Genomic DNA, 26,210 nt, shown 5'->3' with positions numbered 1-26,210 from the left:
GGGTCGCGTCTAACGTTTTAGCAGCTGAGCTAGTGCCGCTTCATAGTTTGCTCAGATATTTTGAACAAAACCCGCTTAATCAACTCGCTCTTAGCCTTAAGAGCTTGTCGTTTCAAGCGGGGCAGGATTCTACAAGATACAAAATGCTTTGCAAGCTTTTTTTATAAATTGAAGAATTTTTCTTGATAAACCTTCAACTCCATAATGGAGTCTTTGATATCGTCCAACGCTAAATGCGAGCTTTTCTTTTTGATATCATTTAAAAGTTCTGGTCGCCAACGCCTTGCAAGCTCTTTAATTGTGCTCACGTCAAGGTTGCGATAATGGAAGTATGCTTCAAGTTCTGGCATATACTTGTGAAGGAAACGACGGTCTTGGCCAATAGAGTTGCCACACATTGGTGATTTGCCAGGTGGTACCCACTGCTTCAAAAAGTCGAGAGTTTGTGCTATCGCGTCTGCTTCGCTTAAAGTACTCGCTTTACAGCGGGCTGTTAACCCTGAGCGGCCATGTTGATTGGTACACCACTCATCCATATTATCAAGCAACTCATCACTTTGATGAATCGCGATCACTGGACCTTCAGCAAGCACATTTAAATCGCAATCTGTTATCACAGTTGCAATTTCGAGAATTTTATCTGTTTTAGGTTCTAGCCCTGTCATCTCTAGGTCGAGCCAGACCAAGTTTGATTCATGAAAAGACATACATTACCTTAACGGTACTTTCCTTTAGATCCAATGCAATTAGATATATCATATTAGCTTCATCACTCGACCAAAAGCTTTTTTTTACAAAGCGGGGCATTTTTATTGAGTTATAGCCTATGAATGGCTTATACACCAATCATTCGCAATAATTCGTCTCGTGAGTTTATAGATATGGCAAAACGTAAAAAACTCAGTCAAGGCCAATCCAGACGGATTAAGGCCAACCAACAAAAACGTTTGGCTAAGGCCAAACACAGTGAAACTGCTGAATTACATTGGCAGACAGACAACCTCGGACCAACCGAGCCAGCGATTGTTGTAAGCCGTTTTGGCCAACATGCAGATGTTGAAGTCGAAGGAGGCGATGTGCTGCGTTGCAACATCCGTCGCACCGTCGGTAGCCTTGTATGCGGTGACAATGTTATTTTCCGCCGCGCAAAAGTAAGCGAGGGAGATTTAGCTGGCGTTATTGAAGCTGTTGAAGAAAGACGCTCTCAGCTCACCCGTCCAGATTTTTACGATGGCGTGAAGGTGGTCGCAGCCAATATTGACCAAATATTAATGGTTTCAGCGGTCGTGCCCGAATTTACACCTCAAATTATTGATAGGTATTTAGTTGCCTGTGAAGACATGGGTATTGAGCCCATATTACTGCTCAATAAAATTGATTTACTTGATCAAGAAGGCCTAGAGTATGTCGATGAGGTACTCGATATCTATCGTGATTTGGGCTATCGCGTGCTACTTGTTAGTAACAAGTCTGGTGAAGGTATTGATGAGCTGAAAGATTTATTAAAAGACAAGAATAATATTTTTGTCGGACAATCAGGTGTCGGTAAATCCACTCTGGTCAATACCGTTTTACCCGACGCAGATATACTCACGCAGGAAGTCTCCGAAAATAGCGGTCTTGGGCAACATACTACCACTGTGTCAAAGCTCCATCACCTGCCTACCGGCGGCAACCTCATTGATAGCCCAGGGATCAGAGAGTTTGGCTTATGGCATTTAGAAGTAGAACGCGTCACTTGGTGCTTTAAGGAATTTAGAGAATTTATCGGTGGATGTCGCTTTAGAGATTGCAAGCACTTAAATGATCCAGGCTGCTTGATCACTGAAGCCGTAGAGCAAGGTGCAATCAGTGAACTGCGTTTTGACAGCTACCACCGTATCTTAGAATCAATGGCTGATGGCCGCGCAGGTGCACGTGCACCCAGAGTTTGATATTATCCATCATCGGATTTAGATAGTTAAATTAAATAATGCCAAAGGCAGCGGGTACGCTCTTGGCAAGATACTTCAGGAAAATAATGTGAACTTGGATAAAATAAAAATTGCAATGCAATATGCTCTGCCTAAACACGCGGTGTCACGTTTAGTGGGGAAGCTTGCCGCAGCCCAAGCCGGCGCACTGACAACTCAATTGATCAAGCTGTTTATCAAACAGTATAAGATTGATATGAGTGAGGCATTGTACGAAGATCCTGCGCATTATAAGACCTTCAATGAGTTTTTTACTCGCCCTCTGAAGCCAGGGATCCGTCCATTGGCCACTGAAGATCATATCATCGCGCATCCTGTGGATGGGGCTATCAGCCAGTTAGGTGATGTAGTTGATGGCCAAATTATCCAAGCAAAGGGCCATGACTATAGTCTTCAAACCCTGCTAGGGGGCAATGAACAAGACGTCGCTCCGTTCCTTGGTGGCAAATTCGCGACCATCTATTTGGCGCCGAAAGACTACCACCGAATCCATATGCCAGTAGATGGCGTACTTAAAAAAATGATTTATGTGCCTGGAGATCTGTTCTCCGTAAATCCATTAACAGCACAAAATGTCCCGAACCTTTTTGCTAGAAATGAGCGGGTCGTAGCAATTTTTGATACTGAGATCGGTCCTCTGTCTATGGTGCTTGTTGGTGCGACCATCGTAGCGAGCATCGAAACAATCTGGGCTGGTACAGTAACTCCACCAGCGGGCAAAGACATCTTTAGTTGGGATTACCCGAGCGAAGGGCCTCAAGCAATTAAACTCAAAAAAGGCGACGAGATGGGACGCTTTAAACTAGGCTCAACGGTGATTTTATCTTGGGGTGCAGATAAAGCTGAGTTTTTGGCAGACCAGCAACCAGAGACAGTGACAAGAATGGGCACGCCATTTGCGACCATCAATCAATAACAAACGTAAAAGGCCCTCTTTGGGCCTTTTCATGCATCTTAGCCTGCACTTTGCGTAAATTGATTAGTTACACACTTTACATGCAGGGTCTTTCGCTAAAGCAAACCGCCTTTGCATAAGCGTTAATGCATCAATGCTCACAAAAAAGCTCTCCCCTTTTTGCAAACCTAATATCGCGTTACACACAGCTTGTGCTTGCATTGAACCAACCATACCCAGCAACGGGCTCATCACCCCTGCATTTTGGCAGTTAAGACCTTCACGACTCTGCTCTGTTTCAGGAAATAAACATGCGTAACATGCACTCTGCTCACGGTAATCAAAAAAGCCAAACTGACCACTAGTAGCTTGCGCCGCCCCCGAGATCAACACCTTGCCATTATCAAAGCAATATTGATTGAGTAAATATCGTGTGGCGAAGTTGTCACTACAATCCACAACCCAATCAACCTCTTTTAATTGCGCTTCAATGTTATCTTTGGAGAGGCGAAGATTATATGGATTGAGTTGAATATCATTGTTCAAACTTGCCAACACTTTTTTAGCAGCAAGACTTTTGCCTTGACCCAAATGATTAACTTTATACAAGATTTGACGCTGCAGATTAGACAACTCGACCTTATCATCATCATAAAACGATAAAGTACCGATGCCGCTGGCCGCCAGATAAAATAAAACAGGACTACCTAACCCGCCGCAACCAATAACTGCTACATGAGCTGATTTGAGCTGTATTTGGCCTGCTTCTGTGACTTTATCTAACAAGATATGTCGACTGTACCTCAGCCGCTCTCTATCGGTTAATTCTTCACTCATGGCTCGCCTATAGCCTGCTTAAGATTGACAATCGCTTGCTCAGGTGACTTCGCTTCAGTAATTGCACGTACAACTGCAACACTGCCTACTCCTGTGTCTGCCACTTCACTGGCTCGCCCTAAATCGATCCCGCCAATAGCAACCGTCGGGTACTCCGATTTCATTAATGGTACGAAATGACGCAGCTTCTCTAACCCTTGAATTTGTCCCGTCATATCCTTGGTCGTAGTTGGATAGATAGCACCAAAGGCCAAATAACTTGGGCGATAGTTATGCGCGCGCAACATTTCATAAAAACCATGTGTCGATAAGCCTAAACGTAATCCAGCTTGTTTAATGGCATTTAAATCCGCAACATTTAAGTCCTCTTGTCCCAAGTGCACGCCATACGCACCGTGTTTTATCGCAAGTTGCCAATGATCATTGATAAACACACGACCACCATAGGTGTTACCAAGCTCGATCGCTTTAGCAATATCCTGCTCAAGGGTTGGAGAGCCCGCATCTTTTATACGAAGCTGGACTGTTTTAACGTCATGCTTTAAACAAAGCTCAACCCAGTCAATGGTATCAACAACGGCATATAAACCTAAATCTCCCTCAATAGGAGCAAACCCGGCCGCATAGTTGTAATTATCTGGCACATAAAATTCAAGTTCATCACCTAACCAGCTCCCCGCTTCAATAACCTGTGGATAGTCAACGATGTTATGAGGAAATGCGGTATGTGCCACCGGCCCAATACCTTCTCCGTAGCGTACCGCAGATTTTAAACCCGCATTGATATACGCCTTGCCCAAAATAAAAGCATCCTTTAACGGATATCCTTTTGCTAAACTTGCAGCGATCACAGATGACAAACTACACCCAGTACCATGTGTGTGCGGCGTGTTTATTGATTCATTCCCCAACCAATACTCTTCATCTTGATGCCAGCAATAGTCAATACAATATCCCTTTGGATAATCCCAGTGCCCACCTTTAATCACCACAGATTGAACACCGAATGCACGCAACTTTTCAGCCGCTTCTCGCACCGCATCAGGTCCGATCAAATACACACCTGTCAACAACTGGGTTTCATGCGTGTTTGGCGTTATCACATCTACTAAGGGAAGTAAGTGGGTTTTAAGTGCATCGACGGTATCTTCTTCAGTCAAAGCATCGCCACTTGTCGCAATCGCCACAGGATCATATACCACAGTAGGTGGTGTCTCCCAACTTTGCTTGTAGCGTGATATATGTTCAGCAATAAGCTGAATTTGCTGTACATTAGCAAGCATACCAATCTTTATGACTGACGCTTTCATATCGGATTCAAGCGCCAATAATTGCGCTTCGATCACGCCAGTAGATACCGCGTTGAGAGATTCTACACCCAAACTATTTTGCGCAGTCAGTGCAGTTATCGCAGTGCAACCTTGCACTCCAAAACTGTGCATTGCTTTTAAATCAGCTTGAATACCTGCCCCACCTCCCGAGTCAGAACCTGCGATACTCCAAACAACTTTCGACACTTTAACTCCTAAATTCTTTAATTTTGATGCCAAAAAGGCATTCCCATTGTTGGGGTTGAAGGCGCTGCGACCTCTTTTTCCGGCATCGCTTTTGCTACATAGCCCATTCGACCAGCATCAACTGCGTGGGAAAATGCTTTTGCCATTCTAACCGGATCACCGGCCCCCGCAACAGCACTGTTTAGTAGCACGGCATCATAGCCAAGCTCCAAAGCTGCACAGGCGTGTGAAGGCACACCTAAGCCCGCGTCGACAATCAGGGTGAGATCAGGTAAACGTTCTCGTATGGTTTTCAGGTTATATGTGTTAATTAAGCCTTTCCCCGTGCCAATCGGCGCTCCCCAAGGCATCAGTACTTCACAGCCGAGATCCGCAAGCCTCTGACACAACACCAAGTCATCAGTACAATAAGGAAGTACTTTAAACCCCTCTTTTAGGAGTATTTCGGTAGCCTCAAGTAAACCAAATGGATCAGGCTGTAAATTGTATTCATCACCGATTAATTCCAACTTAATCCAATCGGTTTTAAATACTTCTCGGCACATCTGTGCCAGTGTTATTACTTCCTTTACACTGTGGCAGCCTGCGGTATTGGGCAATACTTTTAGGCCTGTTTCCTTGATCAGCTGCCAAAAGTCTTCTCCCGCAGATACTGAGTTTTGCCTGCGCAGTGAGACTGTCACTATGTCCGCACCAGAACTTTGTATTGCCTGTTGCATAATTTGTGGTGACGGATACAAAGCTGACCCAATGAGCAGGCGACTATCAAAATGTTCACCGTATATATTCAATTGTTCGTACGCTGAATTGCTCACTTAGCCTCCCTGAATAGGTGAAAGCACTTCAATACTGTCACCACTGTTGGGCTTAGTGTCAGATAGTTGTCCGGCTGGTACAAATTGGCCGTTTAACGCAACAGCAAAAGGCGGTTGCGCCCCTTTACTGACAATAATTTGCTGCAAAGACTGCTCGCTATCTACGCAAATAGCCTCTCCGTTATAAGTTAGATTCATAATAGCCCCTTTGAAAGTGCTTGCTGTACAACAACTGGCGCAAGTAAATAGCCGTGTCGATATAATCCATTAATTGAAATTACATTATCTTGAATATCAATATGTGGATGATTATCTACAAAAGCTGGTCTCAAACCTGCGTTAAGTGACATCACTCGCCCCTCGGCAAAACCACTGTGCACCGTATACGCTGCCGACAATAACTCTAGTGTAGAGCGCACCGTAATATCAGCCGCATCTTGCGACTCTATTTCGGTTGCACCTATCACAAATTGATGATCTGGCTTGGGCGCGATATAGATAGGATATCTTGGGTGCATCAATCGAACAGGGCGCTGTAACTTAACTTCAGGCGCATAGATCCGCGCTACCTCACCGCGTACACCCCGCAGCTCAGGTTTATCCTGCTTAGCGCCAAAACCTCGGCAATCTATAATCCAGTCAAATGCTTGATTGTTTACCTTACCCGCTTCAATTTTTGCCTCATGAGCAAAGTGAAACTGCACGCCACGAGCGACAAGCGTATCATAACTGCTGGTAAAAAAAGCATGGTTATCGAGTTGACCTTCACATGGCAAGAACAGACCCTGACTAAACTTGTTGCCAAGTTCAGGTTCAAGTTTAGCAATCTCTATCTGATTAACGCTCTCTGCCCGGTGCTGCATTAATGGCTTTAAGCGCTGTTGAAAGCTCTGCAGATCGCCTCTATCTTGCTGATGGGCAACAATCAAACTGCCTTGTTGTTGAAAAAATACTTGAGAGTCTAATTTGGCCAGCAAGTTTGGCCACATGGCGATGCTCTTTAAGCCTTGCTCTGCTAGGGCTTGATCGCAAATCACCGATTCAGCCAAAGGTGCCAACATCGCTGCCGCTAATGTACCCGCGCCAGTTTGGGCGTCTTGAGGATCTTTTTCAAAAATTGTTAGCTGATATTGCGCCATTAACTCCAACGCAACCACTCTGCCAACTAAGCCAAACCCTACGATAGCAACGGACGGTTTTGCTCCGTACTCTGTCATGAGAATTCCAGTTGTTTTGCGCTGCAATACAAGATTGCAGCGCGATAAGGTTAAATGGCTTTGTGATAGATTTCAGAACCAGAGCTCTTGAACTCTTCTGACTTTGCTTTCATTTCAGCTTCTACATCAACCATTTTTATTTCAATTGCATCGCCAACATTGTTTGGATCAATGCCGCGTGCTTCAAGATCTTTTGCGTAATCTCGCACATCTTGGGTGATCTTCATTGAGCAGAACTTAGGCCCACACATTGAGCAGAAATGTGCAACCTTGCCTGACTCTTGCGGCAACGTCTCATCGTGATACGACAGAGCTCGTTCCGGATCAAGGCTCAGATTGAACTGATCGTGCCAACGGAATTCAAAACGCGCTTTTGATAATGCATTATCACGGATCTGTGCACCGCGGTGACCTTTTGCAAGATCGGCTGCATGTGCAGCAATTTTATAGGTGATCAGGCCTTCTTTTACGTCTTCTTTATTTGGTAAACCTAAATGCTCTTTTGGTGTTACATAGCATAGCATTGCCGTGCCGTACCAAGCGATCTGCGCAGCACCAATACCTGATGTAAAGTGGTCATAACCAGGGGCAATATCAGTCGTCAGCGGGCCAAGCGTATAGAAAGGCGCTTCGTGACAGTGTTTTAATTGCTCGTCCATATTTTCTTTAATCATATGCATAGGAACATGACCCGGGCCTTCAATGAATACCTGAACATCGTGCTCCCATGCAATCTTTGTCAGTTCACCCAAGGTGCGCAGCTCTGACAATTGCGCATCATCATTTGCATCTGCAATCGATCCTGGACGTAAACCATCACCTAGCGAGAAGCACACGTCATACTGCTTCATGATTTCACAGATGTCTTCAAAATGCGTATATAGGAAGTTTTCTTTGTGATGTGCAAGACACCACTTAGCCATGATTGAGCCACCACGCGATACAATACCCGTAACACGTTTCGCAGTCATTGGCACATAGCGTAATAACACACCAGCGTGAATAGTAAAGTAATCCACCCCCTGCTCGGCTTGCTCAATTAAAGTATCACGGAAAATTTCCCACGTAAGGTCTTCTGCAACACCATTAACTTTTTCCAGCGCCTGGTAAATAGGTACAGTACCAATTGGTACTGGTGAGTTACGTACCACCCATTCACGCGTTTCATGGATATAGCGACCTGTAGATAGATCCATTACAGTGTCCGCGCCCCAGCGAGTTGACCAAACTAGTTTTTCCACTTCCTCTTCAATTGAAGAAGTAACCGACGAATTACCAATGTTAGCGTTCACTTTAACTAAAAAGTTACGGCCCACAATCATTGGCTCAGACTCAGGGTGATTAATATTATTTGGAATAATCGCGCGGCCTCGGGCAACTTCCGAACGCACAAATTCAGGTGTTATAAAGTCAGGGATCTCTGCTCCAAATGATTGCCCCTCATGCTGCTCCGCAAGCAACTCTTCACGGATCTTTGCACGGCCCATATTTTCACGGATTGCAACAAACTCCATTTCCGGCGTAATGATGCCCTGACGTGCATAGTGCATTTGTGTCACATTTTTACCTGGCTTTGCACGGCGAATTTTAGGTAGGTTTTCAAAACGGATATGATCTAGCCCTTCATCAGCCATACGCTGCTGAGAGAACTTTGAAGTTACCGAGTTCAATAGTTCAGTATCGTCACGATTAACGATCCAGTCTTCTCTATACTTAGGTAAGCCTTCGCGCACATTCAAAGTGAATTCAGGGTCTGTGTATGGACCAGATGTATCATATACCCTGACCGGTTCATTTTTCTCAAAGATCGGTTCTTCTTCTGTGCCCCCAACAAAAGAGTCATTCAATGAGATTTCTCTCATGCCGACACGAACACCTTCTTGCTCTCCATCTACATAGATTTTTTTTGAGTTTGGAAAAGGTTGACCCTTGAGGTTATAAATAAATTCCGAAGCCGCTTCGCGAGACTCGCGACGTGACAACTTGCTACTATTATTTGACATGACATGCCTCATTGTTAGTTAAGGTGTCTTGTCAGAATTCCAAAACGGAAGAGATTGGGTCCACACAAGCTAATAAGATACATAAAGCAGCTCTATAACTTGGGTGATACAGGTGGATAGTTTTATTAGCACGACACTAACAAACTTGGCAGCCTTAGTATCCATACATAACATGGCGATACACTAGGACAGCTTGTTCCCTACGCAGGTATTAACCTGATCAGGTCCACGGATCCCGCAATACAGCGATCTCAGCCCACAAGGGCACTCCGACAAGTAACGAATTGAGTCAAAGTCTACTGAATGTCACAGCATTAGTCAAAGTGACCTTTTACCAATTTAAAGTGCCATTTCGAGTCGCCCAGCAAAACTAGCTCATTTTGACTATGTTGAAGCCGCACACCGATTTGCAGCATGTTTAAAAATGCTTGCTCGTGTTCGTTTGTCGCCGGATCACATAGTTTTCTTGTCATGCCTATATCACTGACAAACAGTTGTCCCTCTTTGACCTCCCCTTGGCCAAAGAAACGGTTACAGCCAGCAAAGCCATTTACCCGAAACGCATCTAAAAACTCAATGCGAATAGGTTCATGTTTGGCCCCTGTATCTTTCGGTACAAATTGCCAGCTAGAATATTTGAGTGTGTCTGCGTTTACCGTCCCTGTACTTGAGCATCCCATCAACATCACACTCAAAAAGCATAATAAAAAGGAAATTTTCATGGTAAACCAATCGTTTGATAATCAGTGTTAATTATAACGCTTGGAGTCACATAATAGGCAGTAAAAATATGTAATAAATTGCCTATCTAGCCAAATTTTAAGAAAATAATAGGTCAATTTCCGGAGGTAGGAACGGACGACCTCGCTCATTCACCGATGTACCCGTTATAACCGCATCTAGCATCAGCTTTTCATCGCTGCTTCTTACTACTTTTTGATGAAATGCAAATTTTAATTTACTGACCTTTTCGACCTCTACTTCAACATAAAATGTGTCACCCGGTCGCAGTGAACCTTTGTAATTCATTTCTGAGCGGATCACGACTAAGTTGACTTTTTGTTCAGCCAAAGCGGCAAAGTCTATGTTTTTGTATGCCAAGAACTCATGGCGCGCATGTTCCAAATAATTAAAATACACACTGTTATTCACGATCCCCTGCAAATCGCACTCATAATCTCTTACTTTAAAGTCAACTTTAAACGTCATATTTCGTCCTCTATATTGATTGCAAAAGTTTATATCACAAATATTCAGTCATCTGGTCGGGCTTTTGCTAAACTAGTGCGCAACTAACACGGGACACATATAAACGAATGAAATTAAAACTCTCTTTACTCACCCTCGGACTGATGGTGGCATTTTCAAGCTCTGCCGACGAGCAAACCTCAGCAACAGCAAATAACATTGAAACCATCGAAGTTAGTGGCGATTTTCAGCAAGAATCACTTCAAACATTAAGTGCCAGTGCATCAGTCTTTGGAGAAGCAGAAATTACCACACGTGGCGCCAGTTATTTAGATGAAATCCTCAATAGTGCCGCTAATGTTAATTTTACGGCTGGCGCTTCTCGTGGACGCTTCGTGCAGATCCGTGGTGTGGGTCTTCGTTCCCAGTTTGTAGATCCCATTACGCCTAGTGTGGGCGTTTTAATCGACAACATTAACTATTCAGGATTAGGCGGCAGTGCATTGCTGTTTGATGCCGACCAAGTAGCTATTTATCGCGGTCCTCAAGGGACTAAATTTGGTGCCGATGCCATGGGTGGGATCATCGATATTCACTCAAATAACCCAACCGATACACCGAGTCTCAATCTAAAATTGGGGGCTGCAAACTATGGGACTCACGAAGCTGGCGTTGCCGTTGGCACAGGCTTATCAGAGAATATCACCGCACGCGCCAGCCTTTACCAAAAACAATCCGATGGTTTTGTCGATAACATCTATCTCAACGACGATACACAAGATCTGGATGAAAGTGTCGCACGCTTTAAATTGAATTATGCAGCCAGCGACGATTTAAACCTCGGGTTTGTATATCACCACATTGATATTGATAACGGCTATGATGGCTTTACTTTGGACAATACTCGCCAAAGCGTTGCTAGCCAGCCAGGTAAAGACACTCAACAAAGTGACGCGTTCTCACTGACAGCCGATTACACCGGCTTATCGTCCGTCGATATTGAAATACTCACCAGTGGCCTGCAAGCTGATACCGAATATAGCTATGACGAAGACTGGGTTTGTGCCGATACAACGCAGCCAACTTTATGCGAAGCAGGCTTGCACCCTGATCACATTGAGTACTACGGTCAATACTTTGATGCCTATGTGCGCGATCATGAAAGAGGTTCTGCTGAGATCAGAGTTAAAAGTAAAGATAAGTCTTGGGTTATTGGTGTTGTCAGCCGCAGACATGATGTCGATTTAGATCGCCAAAGAAGCAAATTTGGCAATATGCCAACACAATTCAAATCGACCTTTGAAACCCAAAACCACGCTATATTTGCGCACAAAGTAACGGCCCTACAAGAGGATGTCAGGTTAGTTACTGGGCTTCGAGTAGAGTCTTATTCTAGCGATTACTTAGATAGCAATGCATTTGATCTTGAGTCGGATGACACCATGGTCGGTGGTAAAGTGGCACTTGAATACCAAGTTGTTCCGCAAACAATGATCTATACGAGTTTAAACCGCGGTTATAAAGTGGGTGGCGTAAACGGCGAAGCACTCGCGAAGGCCAAAGATGATGGCATCTCGATCCCTCAATCAGGCTTTACATTCGATCCAGAGTATCTCTGGAATCTCGAGTTTGGTGTTAAAGGCCAATCTAAAGACAAACGTCATACATTACACCTCACTGCATTTTATATGCACAGAGAAGATATGCAGCTTAAGCAGTGGCAATTAGAAGGTGTACAGTTTGCTGGCTTTATTAGCAATGCGGGCAAAGGTAAAAATTATGGCCTTGAAATCGAAGGTACGAGTCAATTATCTGATGCTCTATCTTTACAATACAGCTTAGGCTACTTAGACACTAAGATTGAAGACTTTATCACTGTCAGTGGTGACGACTTTGATGGCCGAGAACAAGCGCAATCACCAAAATATCAGTTTGCTTTCTCATTAACCTATGACTTGAGTGACAACATCAGTGCTCAATTAGGCTTTGAAGGCAAAGATGACTACTTCTTCTCTGATAGTCATAATTCGCAGGCGCCCAATCAAAACCTGATCAACGCCAGTGTTTCCTATTATAGCGATAGCTGGAGCCTAACAGCATGGGGCAGAAATTTAGCAGATAGAGATGTACCTGTACGTGGCTTCCAATTTGGTAATGATCCGAGAAATGGCTGGGCAACAGATACTTATGTGCAGTATGCAGAGCCTCGTGTATATGGCTTAACCTTTAACTATACACTTTAATAAAAAACGGCGCTTAAAGCGCCGTTTTTACTGTTATTTTTGACTTTATTCTGGATCAGGTAAATTTCTACCGTAAAAGACTTCTTGAATTTCACGATTTAATTTATTGCGGATCTCTTCTTCTTCCTCATCAGTGAGCTCATCTGTTGTAATACCGAATAGATAGGTATTCAAATCAGTTTCTTTAAGCATCATCTTAGTGTGGAATAAGTTCTCTTGATACACATTAACATCCACCATTTGGTAAGCGTCTTTTGTATCTTCAGTCATAAAATTCTGAATTGAGTGAATTGGGTGATCAATATAGTGTTTTACACCGTTCACATCTCTCGTAAAACCGCGCACTCGATAGTCGATCGTCACAACATCAGATTCCAATGAGTGGATCAAAAAATTCAGTGCTTTCAAAGGTGAAATGATACCACATGTCGATACCTCAATATCGGCACGGAATGTACAAATGCCATCGTGAGGGTGTGCTTCAGGATATGTATGAACACATATGTGGCTTTTGTCTAAGTGTGCAACCACTGAATCTGGTAAAGGCCCTGGTGTTTCTTGTGAATGGGGTACCGTACCTTCTACAGGCTCTTCTGATACTAAAATCGTTACACTGGCCCCTTGCGGGTCATAGTCCTGGCGAGCGATATTAAGTACATTGGCACCTATGATATCAACCACTTCTTTAAGAATATCTGTTAGGCGATCAGCACTGTACTGCTCATCGATATATTCGATATACTCTTTTCGCTGTTGCTCAGTCTTGGCGTAGCAAATATCGTAGATACTAAAGCTTAAACTCTTTGTTAAGTTGTTAAAGCCATGGAGTTTAATTTTATTAAAGGGCTTGTTCACGATAGACCCACCTTAAAACAAGAAAATCTGCACTGCAGAACTAAAAGTTCGCGGATTTTATACGAAAAATAGCAGCTTAAAAAGCGTTATTTTTATCCGCCTTGTACTACCTCGTGGGTATGTGTAATTTCAACTGCTTTTTCAAGCATTAAGGCAACTGAACAGTACTTTTCAGCAGATAAATTTACTGCGCGAGCTAGGTGCTTTTCCGACACGTTATCACCAGTAACTACAAAGTGTAGATTGATTTTTGTGAATACTCTAGGCGCTGAGTCAGCGCGCTGTGCTGTTAGTTGTACTTCGACGCTCTGTACGCTTTGTTTTGCTTTTTTTAGAATACTCACCACATCCACAGAAGCGCAGCTACCAGCTGACATTAGAACCATTTCCATGGGACTGGGTGCCGCACTATCCGCACCAGCATCAAATACCACATTATGCCCTGAGTTAGACAGCCCTAAAAACGTATCACCTCCAACCCACTTCACACTTGCTTTCATATAGCACCTCCCTAAACGAATAACACCGCCCAGCAGGCGGTGTTTAAAAATACAATAAATTAGATTAAGACTACTGGATGGCTGAATCAAATAAGTTCTTCACCAGCCCAGCAAACTCTTCGATAAACTCTTGCTGTTCTTCTGTAACACGTTGATCTACTACGCTCGACAGCACTTCCTGTAAGTCGTATACAATGCCATCAACCTCGCGCACAATCAAGCTACGCTGTTCCGTTGATAAGCCAGTGTGTTGTTCGCATAAACGAATTACATGTTCCGCAATTACGTCTTCTATTAATTCGACGACCTTAGGTGCATTTGGCTTTACCACACCCGGCTTTTCAAACAAGGCTAAATTTTGTGTCAGATACATGACTAACTCATCATATCCTTGTTTATCTAAAACCATATATTGCCCACCTGAGTTTACCAATGACATCTCCTATTGATTTAAGCAGAAACTTGATCTGATTGCTACTTTTGAGCGGCCCAGAAAAATAAAAAAAGCAGCAAATGCTGCTTTTTTAAGAATAAAGCGTGAGGCCAACCTCACACATCACAACGTTGCACAAAACAACATTGTGAATTACCTAATGAAGGTAATTTTAATCTAACGATAGGCCCGGACTCAAGCTTCCTGGTAATGTAACTTTTTCAAGTTCTACAGAAGCAACCGGATATGCGCAATAATCTGCTGCATAGTATGCACTTGCCCTATGGTTACCTGAAGCACCAATACCGCCAAATGGAGCTGCGCTCGAAGCACCAGTGATTGGACGGTTCCAGTTTACAATACCCGCACGAATACGACGCAAGAAGTGATCATAATCAGCTTCATTGTCACTCAATAGACCCGCAGATAAACCAAAACTCGTATCATTTGCAAGTTCAATAGCTGCATCGAAGTCTGTATAACGGAATACCTTAAGTAGAGGACCAAAGTGCTCATCATCAGGGAAGTCTGTTACATTTGTACACTCGATAATACCTGGCGTTACAAAACCTGTGCCTTGAGTTTGTTTAAGCTCCAGTAAGATCTCGCCGCCTAGTTCAACTAGCTGTTGCTGTGCAGCAACCATGCCCGCAGCAGCTGCTGCAGAGATCATTGACCCCATAAACGGCTGTTCAGCGTCATCAAAGTTACCGATCTTGATGGCTTTAGTTGCGCGTAATAGCTGCTCTAAAATCGCATCGCCTTGCTCACCTTGTGGTAAGAATAATTTGCGTGCACAAGTACAACGCTGGCCGCTAGAAATAAATGCAGATTGGATAATATCGTGCACAACTGCTTTGGTATCGGTTACATCTTTCACGATAAGTGGGTTATTACCACCCATTTCAAGTGCTAAGATTTTACCTGGCTGACCGGCAAACTGCTCGTGAAGGAAATGACCAGTGCGAGATGAACCAGTGAAGAATAACCCATCAATGCCTTTGTGTGACGCAAGAGCTTTACCTGTCTCTACTTCACCTTGCACTAGATTAATAACACCAGCAGGTAGACCCGCTTTTTCCCATAATTTTAGCGTTAACTCTGCTACATATGGCGTCATTTCTGACGGTTTAAATACTACCGTGTTACCAGCTAATAGTGCTGGTACAATATGACCATTCGGTAAGTGACCTGGGAAGTTGTAAGGGCCAAAAACAGCCACAACACCATGTGCCTTGTGGCGGATCACAGCACGACCTACTGGCATCGCATTTTCGACAACACCAGTACGCTCGTGATACGCCTTTTCTGAAATGGCAATTTTACCTACCATTGCACCAGCTTCTGTGCGCGTTTCCCAAAGTGGCTTACCCGTTTCTTTTGCGATCGCAATAGCAAGCTCTTCACTGTTTTCTTTCAGAACCTCGGCAAAACGTTTCACTACATCTAAACGCGCTTCAAAAGTTAGGTCACTCCAAAGGTAATATGCTTCGCGTGCCGCTTTTACTGCGCCATCAACTTGCTCCGCTGTCGCGGCGTTTGCTGACCAAATTTGTTCGTTGTTTGCCGGGTTGATAGATGCAAATTCCGCACCTTCGCCCGCTGACCATTTACCATTGATAAATTGTGCTGCATGAGTTGTCATAATTCTATCCCAATTAAAGAGTTGCGATGCTAACAGTGTCGCCTTCAGTTACCTGAAGCGCATTTGCCAATTCTGCCGAGATGGTGATTTCGTCACCGCTCTGTGGCACTTCAAGCTCAACTGCCGTAGCACGATAGCCTGCAAGTTTATCATTAGCAATAAGTACTGGGGAACCATTTGTGTGCTCTGTTCCTGCTTTGGAAATACACACTTTGAAAAATTGTGTTGCACGAATAGTACGAATATTGTCAACTTTCGCTTCAACTGTAGGACCCGCATCGAAAATATCGACATAGCCATTGAAAGTAAAACCTTCGCCTTTCAAAAGCTCAATCGCAGGACGTGTATTATCGTGCACCTCACCAACAACGGCTTGCGCTTCTTCACTCAGTAGATTGACGTAGATTGGATACTTTGGCATCAACTCTGCGATAAATACTTTCTGGCCAATGCCAGTTAGATAATCTGCGGTTGGAAAATCCATCGAAAAGAAGTGCTCTTCTAACCACTTCCAAAATGGGCTACTGCCATTCTCGTCCGATACACCACGCATTTCCGCAATGACCGTTTCAGCAAATCGTGATTTATGCTGATTAATAAACATAAAACGAGACTTGGACAAAAGCTTACCATTTAAGCCTTTGCGGTACTTATCTTTCAAAAACAGAGTACATAACTCTGTCGCACCGGTATAGTCATTACACAGCGTTAGAATATCCACTGCTTTATAAACATTTAAAGTGCGAGAAGAATGGATAACTTTACTCAAATGATAGTGGTAAAACGCGTCGTCCAGCCCCACAGCCGCTTCAATAGCACTGGTGCCTACAACCTCTCCCGTCTCTGAATCTTCAAGCACGAACAGATACCCTTCATCAAATGGCACATCTGTTTCTTTACTGAAAGACGTCATTGAACGATCAATCTTGTTTTGTAACAACTCTTCATTTAGAGGTAATGAAGTAAAACCATGCCCCGACTCTTGGGCAATGTTCAAAAGCGCTGGATAATCGCTTTTTTGGATTGGGCGAAGGATCATCATGAGCCCGCTTACTCCTCAGTAAACCTTTAGACAGGTGGCGCTCAACAGAACGCCACGTTGGTTATCGCTATGGTTTGCGCGACAACTTAAGCGTTGTTCTCTACAACGCGAGCAACCGCTCTTTCGAAGCGAGCCATACCTTCACGGATATCTGCTTCTGGCACCACTAGAGATGGTGTAAAACGAACCACGTTTGCGCCGGCAACCAGTGACATAACGCCTTCTTTCACACCCTCAGTTAAGAACTCTTTTGCTTTACCTGCATACTTCTCTGTTACCACACCACCAATCAATAGACCTTTACCACGGATCTCAGAGAACACTTGATACTTATCATTGATAGCTGTCAACAGCTCTCGGAATAACGCTTCTTTTTCTTTCACGCCATTCAATACTTCAGGTGTATTAACTGTGTCAAATGCAGCTTCAGCCACAGCACACGCCAGCGGGTTACCGCCATAAGTTGAGCCGTGAGTACCAATCTTAAGGTGCTGTGCGATTTCAGTCGTTGTGATCATGCCACCAATCGGGAAACCACCACCTAGAGCTTTTGCAGTTGTTAGGATATCAGGTGTTACATCAAGACCTTGGTACGCATAAAGCTCACCTGTACGGCCAACACCAGTTTGTACTTCGTCAAAAATCAGCAGCGCATTGTGCTTATCACAAAGCGCACGTACACCTTTCACAAACTCAGCTTCAGGAGACACGATACCACCTTCACCCTGTAAAGGTTCCATCATCACAGCACATGTGTTGTCAGAGATAAGTGCTTCAAACGCAGCTAGGTCGTTGTAGTCACAGTGTACGATATCGCCAGGTTTTGGACCAAAGCCATCTGAATACGCCGCTTGACCACCCACAGTAACCGTGAAGAAAGTACGACCGTGAAAACCTTTATTGAAGGCAATGATTTGAGACTTTTCCGCGTTGAATTTATCAAGCGCCCAACGACGAGCTAGTTTCAGTGCCGCTTCATTCGCTTCAGCACCTGAATTCGCAAAGTAAACTTTGTCAGCAAATGTCGCATCAGTTAGCTTCTTTGCTAGTCGTAGTGCAGGCTCATTGGTCATGACATTGGATAAGTGCCAGATTTTTTCGCCTTGCTCTTTAAGTGCAGAGACAAGTGCAGGGTGACAGTGACCCAAACAGTTTACAGCGATACCACCTGCAAAATCGATGTATTCACGACCTTCTTGGTCCCATACGCGAGAACCTTCACCTTTCACAGGGATAACAGCAGAAGGTGAATAGTTAGGTACCATTACTTGATCGAATAATTCACGATTAATAGTCATTTTAATTCCTCATTTTAGCGAGTTCAGCACTGAAATTTGAGTGGCCGGCATTACACGAAATCACCTTAAGCAATACTGTAAAAGATCCGAATTTACCCAAATTGGCGCAAATTTCATACGCACATTATTCCAAAAAAATACCGGTATGTCTCATATAAAACATTCCTGTAAGCCTTGATATTCAAGGCTTTAGTATATTTTTTCATGAACAGTGAATAACTATTAGCGACATGATTGGATACGCGCCCATCATACAAGGATTTTAGTCGATCCTTTACGATGGGGCGAATGAATGAATAAGCGTGAAAAAATTTCCAGTTTTTTTACAAAATTGTCAGCTGAAGGCTCTGTAAAGACGTTTTTTCCAACAATTTTTCTTCTTGATCAGTTAAATTGAGATAGATGAACCAATCTTTTGCTTCATCTGGTTCAATTAAATGACTGTCTTTTAAAAGTTGGTATTGCGCATACCCATACGCTTTTTTCAATACCTGCGTTAAAGGTAACAATTCATCTGTATTATTATTCACGTCCGGCAAATAACTTTGCGCGAACTCTGACATCGCAGCATTAAAAGGCAGGTACTTAAACGACATTTGCTCGATCAGTCGCTGAGATACAATCGCCGCATGCTCTAACAGTAAATTTCTCAAAAATAGTGGATCAGGCCCTAGCTCTAGTAGTGCTGTATGCAAATCTTTTTGATTTTTATCTCTGGCAATCTTTACCTTTGCTTGCCAAACACGTTCAAACGTCCGCAGGTAGAGTCGTGTCAATGCAATTTTGCCCAGATCGAGTAACATCCCTAAAGTAAAAGCATGCTGTTCTTTGACATCATAGAGTGGGGCAAGCGCTTTGGCTGCAATTGCGCTGGCCATGCTCACATCTCTAAGCTTTCTTTTTAATAAAGGAAAGGGCTCTGTTGAATGTGGCATCCAGTGACGCACCGCAAACGTTGGGATCACCATTTGCAAGTTTTCCAGACCCAAATAGCGTAAGGCCAGTGCAGGTGTATCGACTTTAACCGACGTGCCTTTGCTGTTTACTTTACGATATTGGGGTAAATTCACCAGAGACACTAAGTCTCTTCCGAGCCATGATAAATCATTGACCAGAGGTTCCAAACGGCCAACTGATGCAGATTTAACAGCAAGAATATCTAATACAGTTGGAACCGCGTCTTGTACGCCGACCACATCGGTATAGATAGAATCTAAATCGCTTAACTGGGTCTCTATTCCACTTTCAATAATTTGGTGTAAATGATTGCTCGCTTTTGCGATGTACTTGTGATGACTGGTGCTTTTTTCTTGACGTTTTGCCGCAGCCGCAAGCTCTACTTCAAGCATCGTGCGCTGTGGGATAGACTCACCAAAGTTCATGTCAAATGTATGAATATAACCTATCTGCTGTTGAGCAAAGTTATGGCTAATTAGAACGTCATGTGCACGCTGAGCGATTGCTTTAGCAATGTGTGACTGCCTAATGTCTTGTGTCATCAATTATAGTCTTTTTCGGTATATTAAAAGAAAGCTCTTTAAAGGTTAGAAGCGAGCAATAAAGTTATCAAGTAGTCTTAATCCATACTCGGTTAAGATTGCCTCAGGGTGGAATTGCACACCTTCTAATGCAAGCTCAGTATGACATAAGCCCATAATTTCATCTAGTTTCCCCTGCTGTGTTTGGGTCCAGGCAGTTACTTGTAATGTGCTAGGTAAAGTCGCAGCATCTACCGCAAGGGAATGATATCTGCATACATTAAAGTGACTGGGCAAGCCTGCAAACATACCTTTATCTGCATGATAAATTCGCGACACTTTTCCGTGCATCACTGATTTCGCCCGATGTACGCGCGCACCCAAAGCTTGCGCAATCGTTTGATGACCCAAGCACACACCTAAAATAGGGAAGTGCCCCTGTAATTGTTGTACAGCCTGCAAAGAAATACCCGCTTCATCAGGGCTGCACGGCCCAGGTGATATCACAATGTGATCGGGATTAAGTTGCCGAATTTGTGAAATAGATATTTCATCATTTCGTTTGACCAACACATCTTGATCTAACTTTTGAAAATACTGAACGAGGTTAAATGTGAACGAGTCATAGTTGTCTATCATTAATAACATTCAGCGTTTACCTCTAAACTTTTAAGACTCACCATTGTGCATACTACATCAATACCCAACCTACCCCTTTGTCACGCTCTCAATAAACATAGACAGTAAGGCAATAGCTACATAAGGCGTGCATAGTAACACATTTTGTCAAACCACTGGCAAAACCTCTGAGTTCACCCACCTCAATTATCAACTTTATGCAATAGTGGCACACAATCTGTTACATATGACCGCTGGACAAGTAGAAAAAAAACGAAAATAGTTAAGCGGTGCAAACAACTATAAGGAAAAAAAAATGAAATTCACAATCAAAAAGAAATGCATCAAAAACTTATCTGACAAGCAGGCAATCAACGCTCAAAAAACCGTGCTCGTCGCCGGTGGCGCATTTAAATCTCCAGACAATGGTTTCTCCGCAGGCCAGGATGTAACTTGTAAAACAGCATAAATGATCATATAGCTGGGTCCACACTACCGCGACCCAGCTTTATTCCACACAGCTTTATTGAAAAACTACGTTTTCACTACCTGGTAACGCTTTGAACTCCTCAAGCAGTTTATCGCAATCTTGCAGAATTTGCGCTTCAAGTCGTTCTTCTGCACGCCAGCGCTGCGTATCCATTTTAAAAATCTCTTTTTTCGAATACTTTTTACGCGCATCATGTGTGGGCATTTCCTTTACTTCATCATACATTTCATATACCCCAGGATAGACTTTTTCCAAAGCCACCTCGGAGTCAAAACTGTATTGAGAGATCAGGACCCAAACCCGCAAACACCCTTCAGAATATTCGCACTGCTTTTGCTTCATCGCTTTAGCGATCAGATTAATGCTGTCCGCCAATTTGCCATTACGCTCTTGCCGAGACTGCTCAAGTTTTTGCGCTTGCTCTTCTTTTAGTTTAGCAATCGTGTCATTCTGAACTTTAAGTTGCCACAGCAGCTTACCGGCATAAAAAGCCAAACCCGCAACAATCAAAGCTCCAGCGACTAATGCGACTACCCACATTGTGCTCATCGCTCATCCTCATCATCACTTAACCACTCATCTGCCAGATCATTACTGACAAAATCCGCTAATGGATCAGCTTCAATCATATCTTCTTCTTCAAACTCATCATCAATGCCAAGGATCTCACACAACTCTTGATGGCGTGCAATGGCACGGTTAAAGAACTTCGCATCTTTGCCTGTTAATAACTCTCCGCGCTCGTGACGCTCAAGCAGTTTCATCAGTCGCTCATCATTTTCCAACTGTTGTAACTCTTGCTCAAGAGTCAGCTCCGGATCTTTTGCTTTAGTGAGCGTTACTTGCGGTGTCAGATGCCGCTTCATCTGCGGCTCAGTTTGCGGCTGGACGGCCTCAGGTGTCAATGCAATCTTTTTCTTGCTACCTGCGCGCGGATCTTTCTGTGATCCAGCCTGAGACTTGATCTCGATTTTGGCTTCTTGGGCATTTCTTGAGCCCGCTTTATTTCCTTTGTTCTTTTTTACACGCTGCTCTTTCATAGCGCGTAACTCTTGAAGCTTTTCCTTACTTAATCTCGGTGTACCGTTTTCACCTAACTTGCGTGATTTTTTCTTTCTAGTCATGCTTCTCTACCATCTACTTTTACCACCTCTTGTTTACTTAGAATGATCACGTCATTACCAATAAACTCGAGCTTGGTGCCAAATTGCTTTGCTATATATTCAAACGTTTCGCGACTAAAAAATGAGATATGTGTTTGGTCATTCTTGTAATGCCAAGATGCAAAACGTTTCGGATCTATTACCAGTTTGGTCATCAATGCAAGTGGAGCACCGGGCTTTAACATCGCCAATAACTGCGTCAGCACAGACTTAGGCTGACCAATATGCTCAATTACCTCTGTACAAGTAATAAAATCATACTGTCGCTGCAACACTTCAGGGTTGTCAGCATAGTATAAATCATACAACGCGACAGAATGCCCAACCTCTTCAAACATCTTTGCCAACAGAGGCCCCGGACCACACCCAAAATCAAGCCCTTGTTTATGGCCTTGCAAACGCGAGTGAACGGGCTCAAACACACGCGATAAAAATCGGCGGTATCCCGTATCATCTAAGTCGTTTTCATGGCTGTCGTAAATGGCTTTTTCTTCTTGAGGAGATAGTCTGTCACAGGCTGCCACACTGACTAATTTACACTGCTGGCACTGCCAGTAATTGCGAAACTTATCTTGGTGGTAATGTTCGAGCAGCTCTGACTCACAGAGGCCACATTGGAGCATTTGTGGATTTTGCAAAGGTGATGAACCAAACGTACTTAAAAGGAGTATTGTAACAGCAATTAAAAAGTGTACAAATAAAAAGACGGCAGAGATTACTCTCTACCGTCTGCTAATCTGAGCGTCACAATTCGGACACTTCTCCCTTCGACTTTTAGTCTTTATTTTTCTTATTATTTATCTTCCATTTTGTTTTTATTGTACTTCCGTGAGACTTTCCATATTGTTTTTGTTATCAAACTTCCATTGCTTTTTTTCTTTTCGGTCTTCCTAACGCTTTTGTAATCATCCTTGTTAGATTGTATTCAAATGAATACTTAATATGTGCCGTCTACGCTTCCGTTTCGAATTGTCCCTGTTTTTGTATTGTCTCGACGACAGGGATTAATCTACGCTTATTTTAAACAGTTACAACTAATCAATAACAAAATTATTACCTCAGCAACAGCAGTTAAAATAAAAATAAATTAAATACATAGACTTACACAAAAAAACAAATTTAATTTGCGTTAAGTCCTACAATTTAGGAACGTCACTATCCTACATACAAAGTGAGAAATATCTCACACCGCACAGATCAAAAAAAGGCAACGATCACGCTGCCTTTTTAGATACTAAAAGTTTACGCGAAGTCGCGTAAAATCAAATACGACTTTAGTGCAAGCCGCCTAGATATTTAGATAAAATCTCAATGTCTTTATCCGTTAATTTCGCTGCAATATCTCTCATCATACCGTTGGCATCGTTCTCACGAGAGCCATCACGAAACTTTTCGAGCTGCGCTTTTATATACTCTGGATGCTGGAAGGAAATTTTTGGGAATTTTGCCAAAGACGTGCCATTTCCTCTGGGGCCATGACATGCCATACAAGATGGAATACCACGCTCAGCGTCACCTGCTCGGTAAAGTTTTTGCCCTTTTGCGACTACGCTTTCAGGCGTAGTGCCAGCACTCATAGGCATATTGGCAAAGTAAGCTGATAAATCCTTCATGTCCTGATCTGACAACGGCATAGCCATGCCACTCATTACCGGATCCATACGACCCTCAGCGCCACCCGATGTCATACCAAGCTTAAATTCTTTTAGCTGCTTATACATATAGTCAGCGTGCTGACCTGCTATTTTTGGGTACATAGTTACAGGAGCATTGCCATTTGGTCCATGACATGCTGCACACGTTGCCGCTTTTGCCTTACCAGCCTCGGCGTCCCCATCGAATGCTACTGCGTTGTTAAATGACAACGTACTTAGTAGCATAGTTAAAGATAATGCTATTTTTTTCATGGTAAATTCTCTGTTCCGACCCTGTAACTATCAACCCAATAGAAATACGCTAAATTTCTCGACACTGGGCAGATGCTAATCTATGCACATTGACTTAAGTGGATTAAGTGACGCTCAATGTTTTTGTTTTACGTTGTAACTTGTAAATTCTAGACAATAAAAAAAGCCCCGCCATGCTTTGCGGCTATTATAAAACCACAAATTTTATAGGTAATTGACATAGATTAAACTTAGTTCAGAAATTCTATTGACGCAGCTAAAAATTGTCGACTTTCTCTACTTTTGCATTGTGTGACAGATGTAATAAAATACGTATGAACAAAAGAATCAATTAATCCGCCTAGGAGTTAGAGTGTTAAAATCTCGCATGCCATATAATCGCGCTACTTTCATTACCAGCGCACCTGATATTTCCCGCCTTCCCGCAGACAGTGGCATAGAGGTCGCATTTGCCGGACGCTCCAACGCCGGTAAGTCAAGCGCATTAAATGCGCTGACCGATCAAAAACTCGCTCGTACCAGTAAAACACCTGGTCGCACCCAGCTGATTAATACTTTTGCCCTCGATGAAGAAAGAAGACTTATTGACTTGCCTGGTTACGGCTTTGCAAAAGTGCCTATTGAAATGAAAAAGAAATGGCAAAAATCTTTGGGTGAATACTTACAAAAGCGCCAAAGCTTAAAAGGCATTGTTGTCCTGATGGATATTCGTCACCCTATGAAAGACTTGGACATGGATCTAATCAATTGGGCTGTTGGCAGTGATATCCCCGTACTTGCACTACTCACCAAAGCCGACAAACTAAAGCAAGGTAAACGTAAGGCAGAAGTCTTACAAGTACGTAAAGCACTGTCGGAACTTGATGGTGATATTACCGTACACGCATTCTCATCTCTTAAAGGGCTTGGTTTGAAAGAGCTCGCTTGGCAGTTAGATGATTGGTTTTTAGGGCCATACGTTAAAGAAGAAGCGGACGAAGACGCACAAACTAGCTAATTCAATTCGAACGTCTTTCCAGCAGAGCGCAATAGCATCATATCATTTTGCTCATTGAGCTCTGCTATCTCTACCCATTGATAAAATACATTGCGATCTATCCGCGCGTGTAAGCCATAATTTAGCTTCAAGTGTGGGATCTGTTGCCCTTTATAATCGTCTAAATATAGAGGAAAAGTATCGCAAATTGGCCAAAACCGCCCTAAGTTATCTTCGCATATAATCGTCGCCGCAATCCCATATTGAGCAGCTATTTGGCATTCATGCCAAGCAACAATAACAAATGGGCTCGCATCAACAGAGACAACACAAGTTTCAGTGGGTGTCTTTAACCGATAGGCTCCATCTTCACGGCATAAAACACTGGCAAACAGCTTTACTAAAGCAAGCCGCTTTATTTCATCACCCTGATGATACCAGCGCCCACTCGCGTCGATTAAAAACTCACCGACACCACACTCACCAGCTTGCCAGCGCTCCGTTGGTGAGTGTGATGAAACATAGTGTGCTAATAGCTGCTCAAGTTTACTGGTCATTGAATACCAAATTAAATGTAACTGGCACAGCTTGCGAAATATGATTTAAACCAGCTAATTTACGCAGTGCCTCAACTCCGCCTTCGAGATCAAAATCACGGCTGTTGATCAATACAGCGCGCTGAGGAGATACATGCATTGTTTTACCCAGTTTGTTAATAACTAGGTCCAACTTCAATACTAAATTTTTGCCGTGTAAATTAAGCGTAACAGGCAGAGCCTTTATAATCTGCATGCCCTCTTTCAGTTGAGGTAGCCAAGGTGTTAGGTTCGTTTCAATTGTTGCCGTTTTATATTCCGAGACTTCAAAAAGCACCTTTTTCATGCGCTCATTTCTGATCGGGATCAAAGACTCTATGCTACTCAAGTCAATAGCGATATTAAGTTTACCTGTATCGCTTATTTGGCCTGACAGCGAAGTAAAATGATGATTTTCAGCAATGCTGTTCAATTTGATTGAAGTAAAACTCAGATCACTCAGTTCATTATTTAATTGCCAAGCAGACACGGCTTGAGACATAAAACATAAGCTACCGATCAATAGAGGCTTAAGCATGACG

General features: G+C 43.2%; 28 protein-coding genes and 1 riboswitch. Of the genes, 5 read left to right on the top strand and 23 right to left on the bottom strand.

Annotation, left to right across the window (positions count from 1 at the left end):
- Nucleotides 1-161: 161 nt before the first annotated feature.
- Nucleotides 162-707, bottom strand: a complete 546-nt coding sequence (gene orn, locus J8M00_RS24260; protein WP_211012986.1) for an oligoribonuclease — start codon at nt 705-707, stop codon at nt 162-164.
- 174 nt (nt 708-881) lie between these two features.
- Between orn and rsgA the strand changes: the two genes are divergently transcribed.
- Both rsgA and asd read left to right on the top strand, forming a co-directional pair.
- Nucleotides 882-1,934, top strand: a complete 1,053-nt coding sequence (gene rsgA, locus J8M00_RS24255) for a small ribosomal subunit biogenesis GTPase RsgA (protein WP_211012997.1) — start codon at nt 882-884, stop codon at nt 1,932-1,934.
- An 88-nt stretch (nt 1,935-2,022) separates the two neighbouring features.
- Entirely contained in the window at nt 2,023-2,889 is an 867-nt protein-coding gene (gene asd, locus J8M00_RS24250; RefSeq protein WP_211012985.1) for an archaetidylserine decarboxylase, read from the top strand.
- A gap of 63 nt (nt 2,890-2,952) precedes the next feature.
- Here the strand turns inward: asd and J8M00_RS24245 are convergent, their stop codons facing one another.
- From J8M00_RS24245 to J8M00_RS24210, 8 genes are all read right to left on the bottom strand, one after another.
- Nucleotides 2,953-3,705 (bottom strand): HesA/MoeB/ThiF family protein, encoded by a 753-nt coding sequence (locus tag J8M00_RS24245; RefSeq protein WP_023397745.1) that lies wholly within the window; start codon nt 3,703-3,705, stop codon nt 2,953-2,955.
- Nucleotides 3,702-5,222, bottom strand: a complete 1,521-nt coding sequence (gene thiD, locus J8M00_RS24240) for a bifunctional hydroxymethylpyrimidine kinase/phosphomethylpyrimidine kinase (RefSeq protein WP_211012984.1) — start codon at nt 5,220-5,222, stop codon at nt 3,702-3,704. The genes J8M00_RS24245 and thiD overlap by 4 nt, the downstream gene beginning before the upstream one ends.
- Before the next feature lie 17 nt (nt 5,223-5,239).
- The gene (locus J8M00_RS24235; RefSeq protein ID WP_211012983.1) at nt 5,240-6,037 is read right to left on the bottom strand and encodes a thiazole synthase; all 798 of its coding nucleotides are present in this window, start codon (nt 6,035-6,037) and stop codon (nt 5,240-5,242) included.
- Complete coding sequence (gene thiS / locus J8M00_RS24230; RefSeq protein ID WP_211012982.1) at nt 6,038-6,235, bottom strand: sulfur carrier protein ThiS; 198 nt, start codon at nt 6,233-6,235, stop codon at nt 6,038-6,040. It abuts the gene before it with no gap.
- Nucleotides 6,232-7,254, bottom strand: a complete 1,023-nt coding sequence (locus J8M00_RS24225; protein WP_211012981.1) for an FAD-dependent oxidoreductase — start codon at nt 7,252-7,254, stop codon at nt 6,232-6,234. The genes thiS and J8M00_RS24225 overlap by 4 nt, the downstream gene beginning before the upstream one ends.
- Before the next feature lie 50 nt (nt 7,255-7,304).
- A complete protein-coding gene (gene thiC, locus J8M00_RS24220) occupies nt 7,305-9,257 on the bottom strand; it encodes a phosphomethylpyrimidine synthase ThiC (RefSeq protein WP_247687540.1) in 1,953 nt (650 codons plus the stop codon).
- A 180-nt stretch (nt 9,258-9,437) separates the two neighbouring features.
- Nucleotides 9,438-9,539, bottom strand: a riboswitch (TPP riboswitch).
- Between the two features lie 32 nt (nt 9,540-9,571).
- Complete coding sequence (locus J8M00_RS24215; RefSeq protein WP_211012980.1) at nt 9,572-9,979, bottom strand: META domain-containing protein; 408 nt, start codon at nt 9,977-9,979, stop codon at nt 9,572-9,574.
- A gap of 97 nt (nt 9,980-10,076) precedes the next feature.
- The gene (locus J8M00_RS24210) at nt 10,077-10,466 is read right to left on the bottom strand and encodes an acyl-CoA thioesterase (RefSeq protein ID WP_211012979.1); all 390 of its coding nucleotides are present in this window, start codon (nt 10,464-10,466) and stop codon (nt 10,077-10,079) included.
- Nucleotides 10,467-10,573: 107 nt separating this feature from the next.
- Here J8M00_RS24210 and J8M00_RS24205 point away from each other — a divergent pair, with 107 nt between their 5' ends.
- A complete protein-coding gene (locus J8M00_RS24205) occupies nt 10,574-12,688 on the top strand; it encodes a TonB-dependent receptor (protein WP_211012978.1) in 2,115 nt (704 codons plus the stop codon).
- 45 nt (nt 12,689-12,733) lie between these two features.
- On the opposite strand, the gene speD is transcribed toward J8M00_RS24205, so the two are convergent.
- The 8 genes from speD to J8M00_RS24165 form a co-directional block, all read right to left on the bottom strand.
- Nucleotides 12,734-13,543, bottom strand: coding sequence for an adenosylmethionine decarboxylase (gene speD, locus J8M00_RS24200; RefSeq protein ID WP_211012977.1), 810 nt, complete (start codon nt 13,541-13,543; stop codon nt 12,734-12,736).
- A gap of 92 nt (nt 13,544-13,635) precedes the next feature.
- Complete coding sequence (locus tag J8M00_RS24195; RefSeq protein WP_211012976.1) at nt 13,636-14,043, bottom strand: OsmC family protein; 408 nt, start codon at nt 14,041-14,043, stop codon at nt 13,636-13,638.
- 70 nt (nt 14,044-14,113) lie between these two features.
- Nucleotides 14,114-14,452 (bottom strand): DUF3802 family protein, encoded by a 339-nt coding sequence (locus J8M00_RS24190; RefSeq protein WP_172642397.1) that lies wholly within the window; start codon nt 14,450-14,452, stop codon nt 14,114-14,116.
- A 196-nt stretch (nt 14,453-14,648) separates the two neighbouring features.
- A complete protein-coding gene (gene astD, locus J8M00_RS24185; RefSeq protein ID WP_211012975.1) occupies nt 14,649-16,121 on the bottom strand; it encodes a succinylglutamate-semialdehyde dehydrogenase in 1,473 nt (490 codons plus the stop codon).
- A 13-nt stretch (nt 16,122-16,134) separates the two neighbouring features.
- On the bottom strand, nt 16,135-17,163 hold the full coding sequence (gene astA / locus J8M00_RS24180; RefSeq protein ID WP_211012974.1) for an arginine N-succinyltransferase: 1,029 nt from the start codon (nt 17,161-17,163) through the stop codon (nt 16,135-16,137).
- A gap of 86 nt (nt 17,164-17,249) precedes the next feature.
- Nucleotides 17,250-18,461, bottom strand: coding sequence for an aspartate aminotransferase family protein (locus J8M00_RS24175; RefSeq protein ID WP_211012973.1), 1,212 nt, complete (start codon nt 18,459-18,461; stop codon nt 17,250-17,252).
- 323 nt (nt 18,462-18,784) lie between these two features.
- Nucleotides 18,785-19,960: an HDOD domain-containing protein gene (locus J8M00_RS24170; protein ID WP_211012972.1), complete on the bottom strand. Its 1,176-nt coding sequence runs from the start codon at nt 19,958-19,960 to the stop codon at nt 18,785-18,787.
- A 45-nt stretch (nt 19,961-20,005) separates the two neighbouring features.
- Nucleotides 20,006-20,587 carry an anthranilate synthase component II gene (locus J8M00_RS24165; protein ID WP_211012971.1) on the bottom strand — a complete coding sequence of 194 codons (582 nt, stop codon included), beginning with the start codon at nt 20,585-20,587 and terminating at the stop codon, nt 20,006-20,008.
- A 286-nt stretch (nt 20,588-20,873) separates the two neighbouring features.
- Here J8M00_RS24165 and J8M00_RS24160 point away from each other — a divergent pair, with 286 nt between their 5' ends.
- The gene (locus tag J8M00_RS24160; RefSeq protein ID WP_211012970.1) at nt 20,874-21,026 is read left to right on the top strand and encodes a hypothetical protein; all 153 of its coding nucleotides are present in this window, start codon (nt 20,874-20,876) and stop codon (nt 21,024-21,026) included.
- A gap of 54 nt (nt 21,027-21,080) precedes the next feature.
- Here the strand turns inward: J8M00_RS24160 and J8M00_RS24155 are convergent, their stop codons facing one another.
- The 4 genes from J8M00_RS24155 to J8M00_RS24140 all read right to left on the bottom strand — a co-directional run bounded on the left by J8M00_RS24155 (nt 21,081) and on the right by J8M00_RS24140 (nt 24,117).
- On the bottom strand, nt 21,081-21,596 hold the full coding sequence (locus J8M00_RS24155) for a DUF2489 domain-containing protein (protein WP_211012969.1): 516 nt from the start codon (nt 21,594-21,596) through the stop codon (nt 21,081-21,083).
- Nucleotides 21,593-22,171: a Der GTPase-activating protein YihI gene (yihI, locus tag J8M00_RS24150; RefSeq protein ID WP_211012968.1), complete on the bottom strand. Its 579-nt coding sequence runs from the start codon at nt 22,169-22,171 to the stop codon at nt 21,593-21,595. The genes J8M00_RS24155 and yihI overlap by 4 nt, the downstream gene beginning before the upstream one ends.
- Complete coding sequence (locus tag J8M00_RS24145) at nt 22,168-22,848, bottom strand: class I SAM-dependent methyltransferase (RefSeq protein ID WP_211012967.1); 681 nt, start codon at nt 22,846-22,848, stop codon at nt 22,168-22,170. Before J8M00_RS24145 ends, yihI begins: the two co-directional genes overlap by 4 nt.
- Before the next feature lie 636 nt (nt 22,849-23,484).
- Nucleotides 23,485-24,117, bottom strand: a complete 633-nt coding sequence (locus J8M00_RS24140; RefSeq protein ID WP_211012966.1) for a c-type cytochrome — start codon at nt 24,115-24,117, stop codon at nt 23,485-23,487.
- Nucleotides 24,118-24,469: 352 nt separating this feature from the next.
- Between J8M00_RS24140 and yihA the strand changes: the two genes are divergently transcribed.
- Nucleotides 24,470-25,114 carry a ribosome biogenesis GTP-binding protein YihA/YsxC gene (gene yihA / locus J8M00_RS24135; RefSeq protein WP_211012965.1) on the top strand — a complete coding sequence of 215 codons (645 nt, stop codon included), beginning with the start codon at nt 24,470-24,472 and terminating at the stop codon, nt 25,112-25,114.
- Here the strand turns inward: yihA and J8M00_RS24130 are convergent.
- Both J8M00_RS24130 and J8M00_RS24125 read right to left on the bottom strand, forming a co-directional pair.
- Nucleotides 25,111-25,650 (bottom strand): DUF1285 domain-containing protein, encoded by a 540-nt coding sequence (locus tag J8M00_RS24130; RefSeq protein WP_211012964.1) that lies wholly within the window; start codon nt 25,648-25,650, stop codon nt 25,111-25,113. The two genes, yihA and J8M00_RS24130, sit on opposite strands and share 4 nt — an antisense overlap.
- Nucleotides 25,640-26,206 carry a YceI family protein gene (locus J8M00_RS24125; RefSeq protein WP_211012963.1) on the bottom strand — a complete coding sequence of 189 codons (567 nt, stop codon included), beginning with the start codon at nt 26,204-26,206 and terminating at the stop codon, nt 25,640-25,642. The genes J8M00_RS24130 and J8M00_RS24125 overlap by 11 nt, the downstream gene beginning before the upstream one ends.
- Between the last annotated feature and the right edge of the window lie 4 nt (nt 26,207-26,210).

The sequence above is a fragment of the Pseudoalteromonas luteoviolacea genome (assembly GCF_018100925.1).
GTDB classification, from domain to species: Bacteria; Pseudomonadota; Gammaproteobacteria; order Enterobacterales; family Alteromonadaceae; genus Pseudoalteromonas; species Pseudoalteromonas obscura.
The sequence above is the reverse complement of the archived record's forward strand: the minus strand, read 5'-3'. Positions and strand labels throughout refer to the sequence as shown.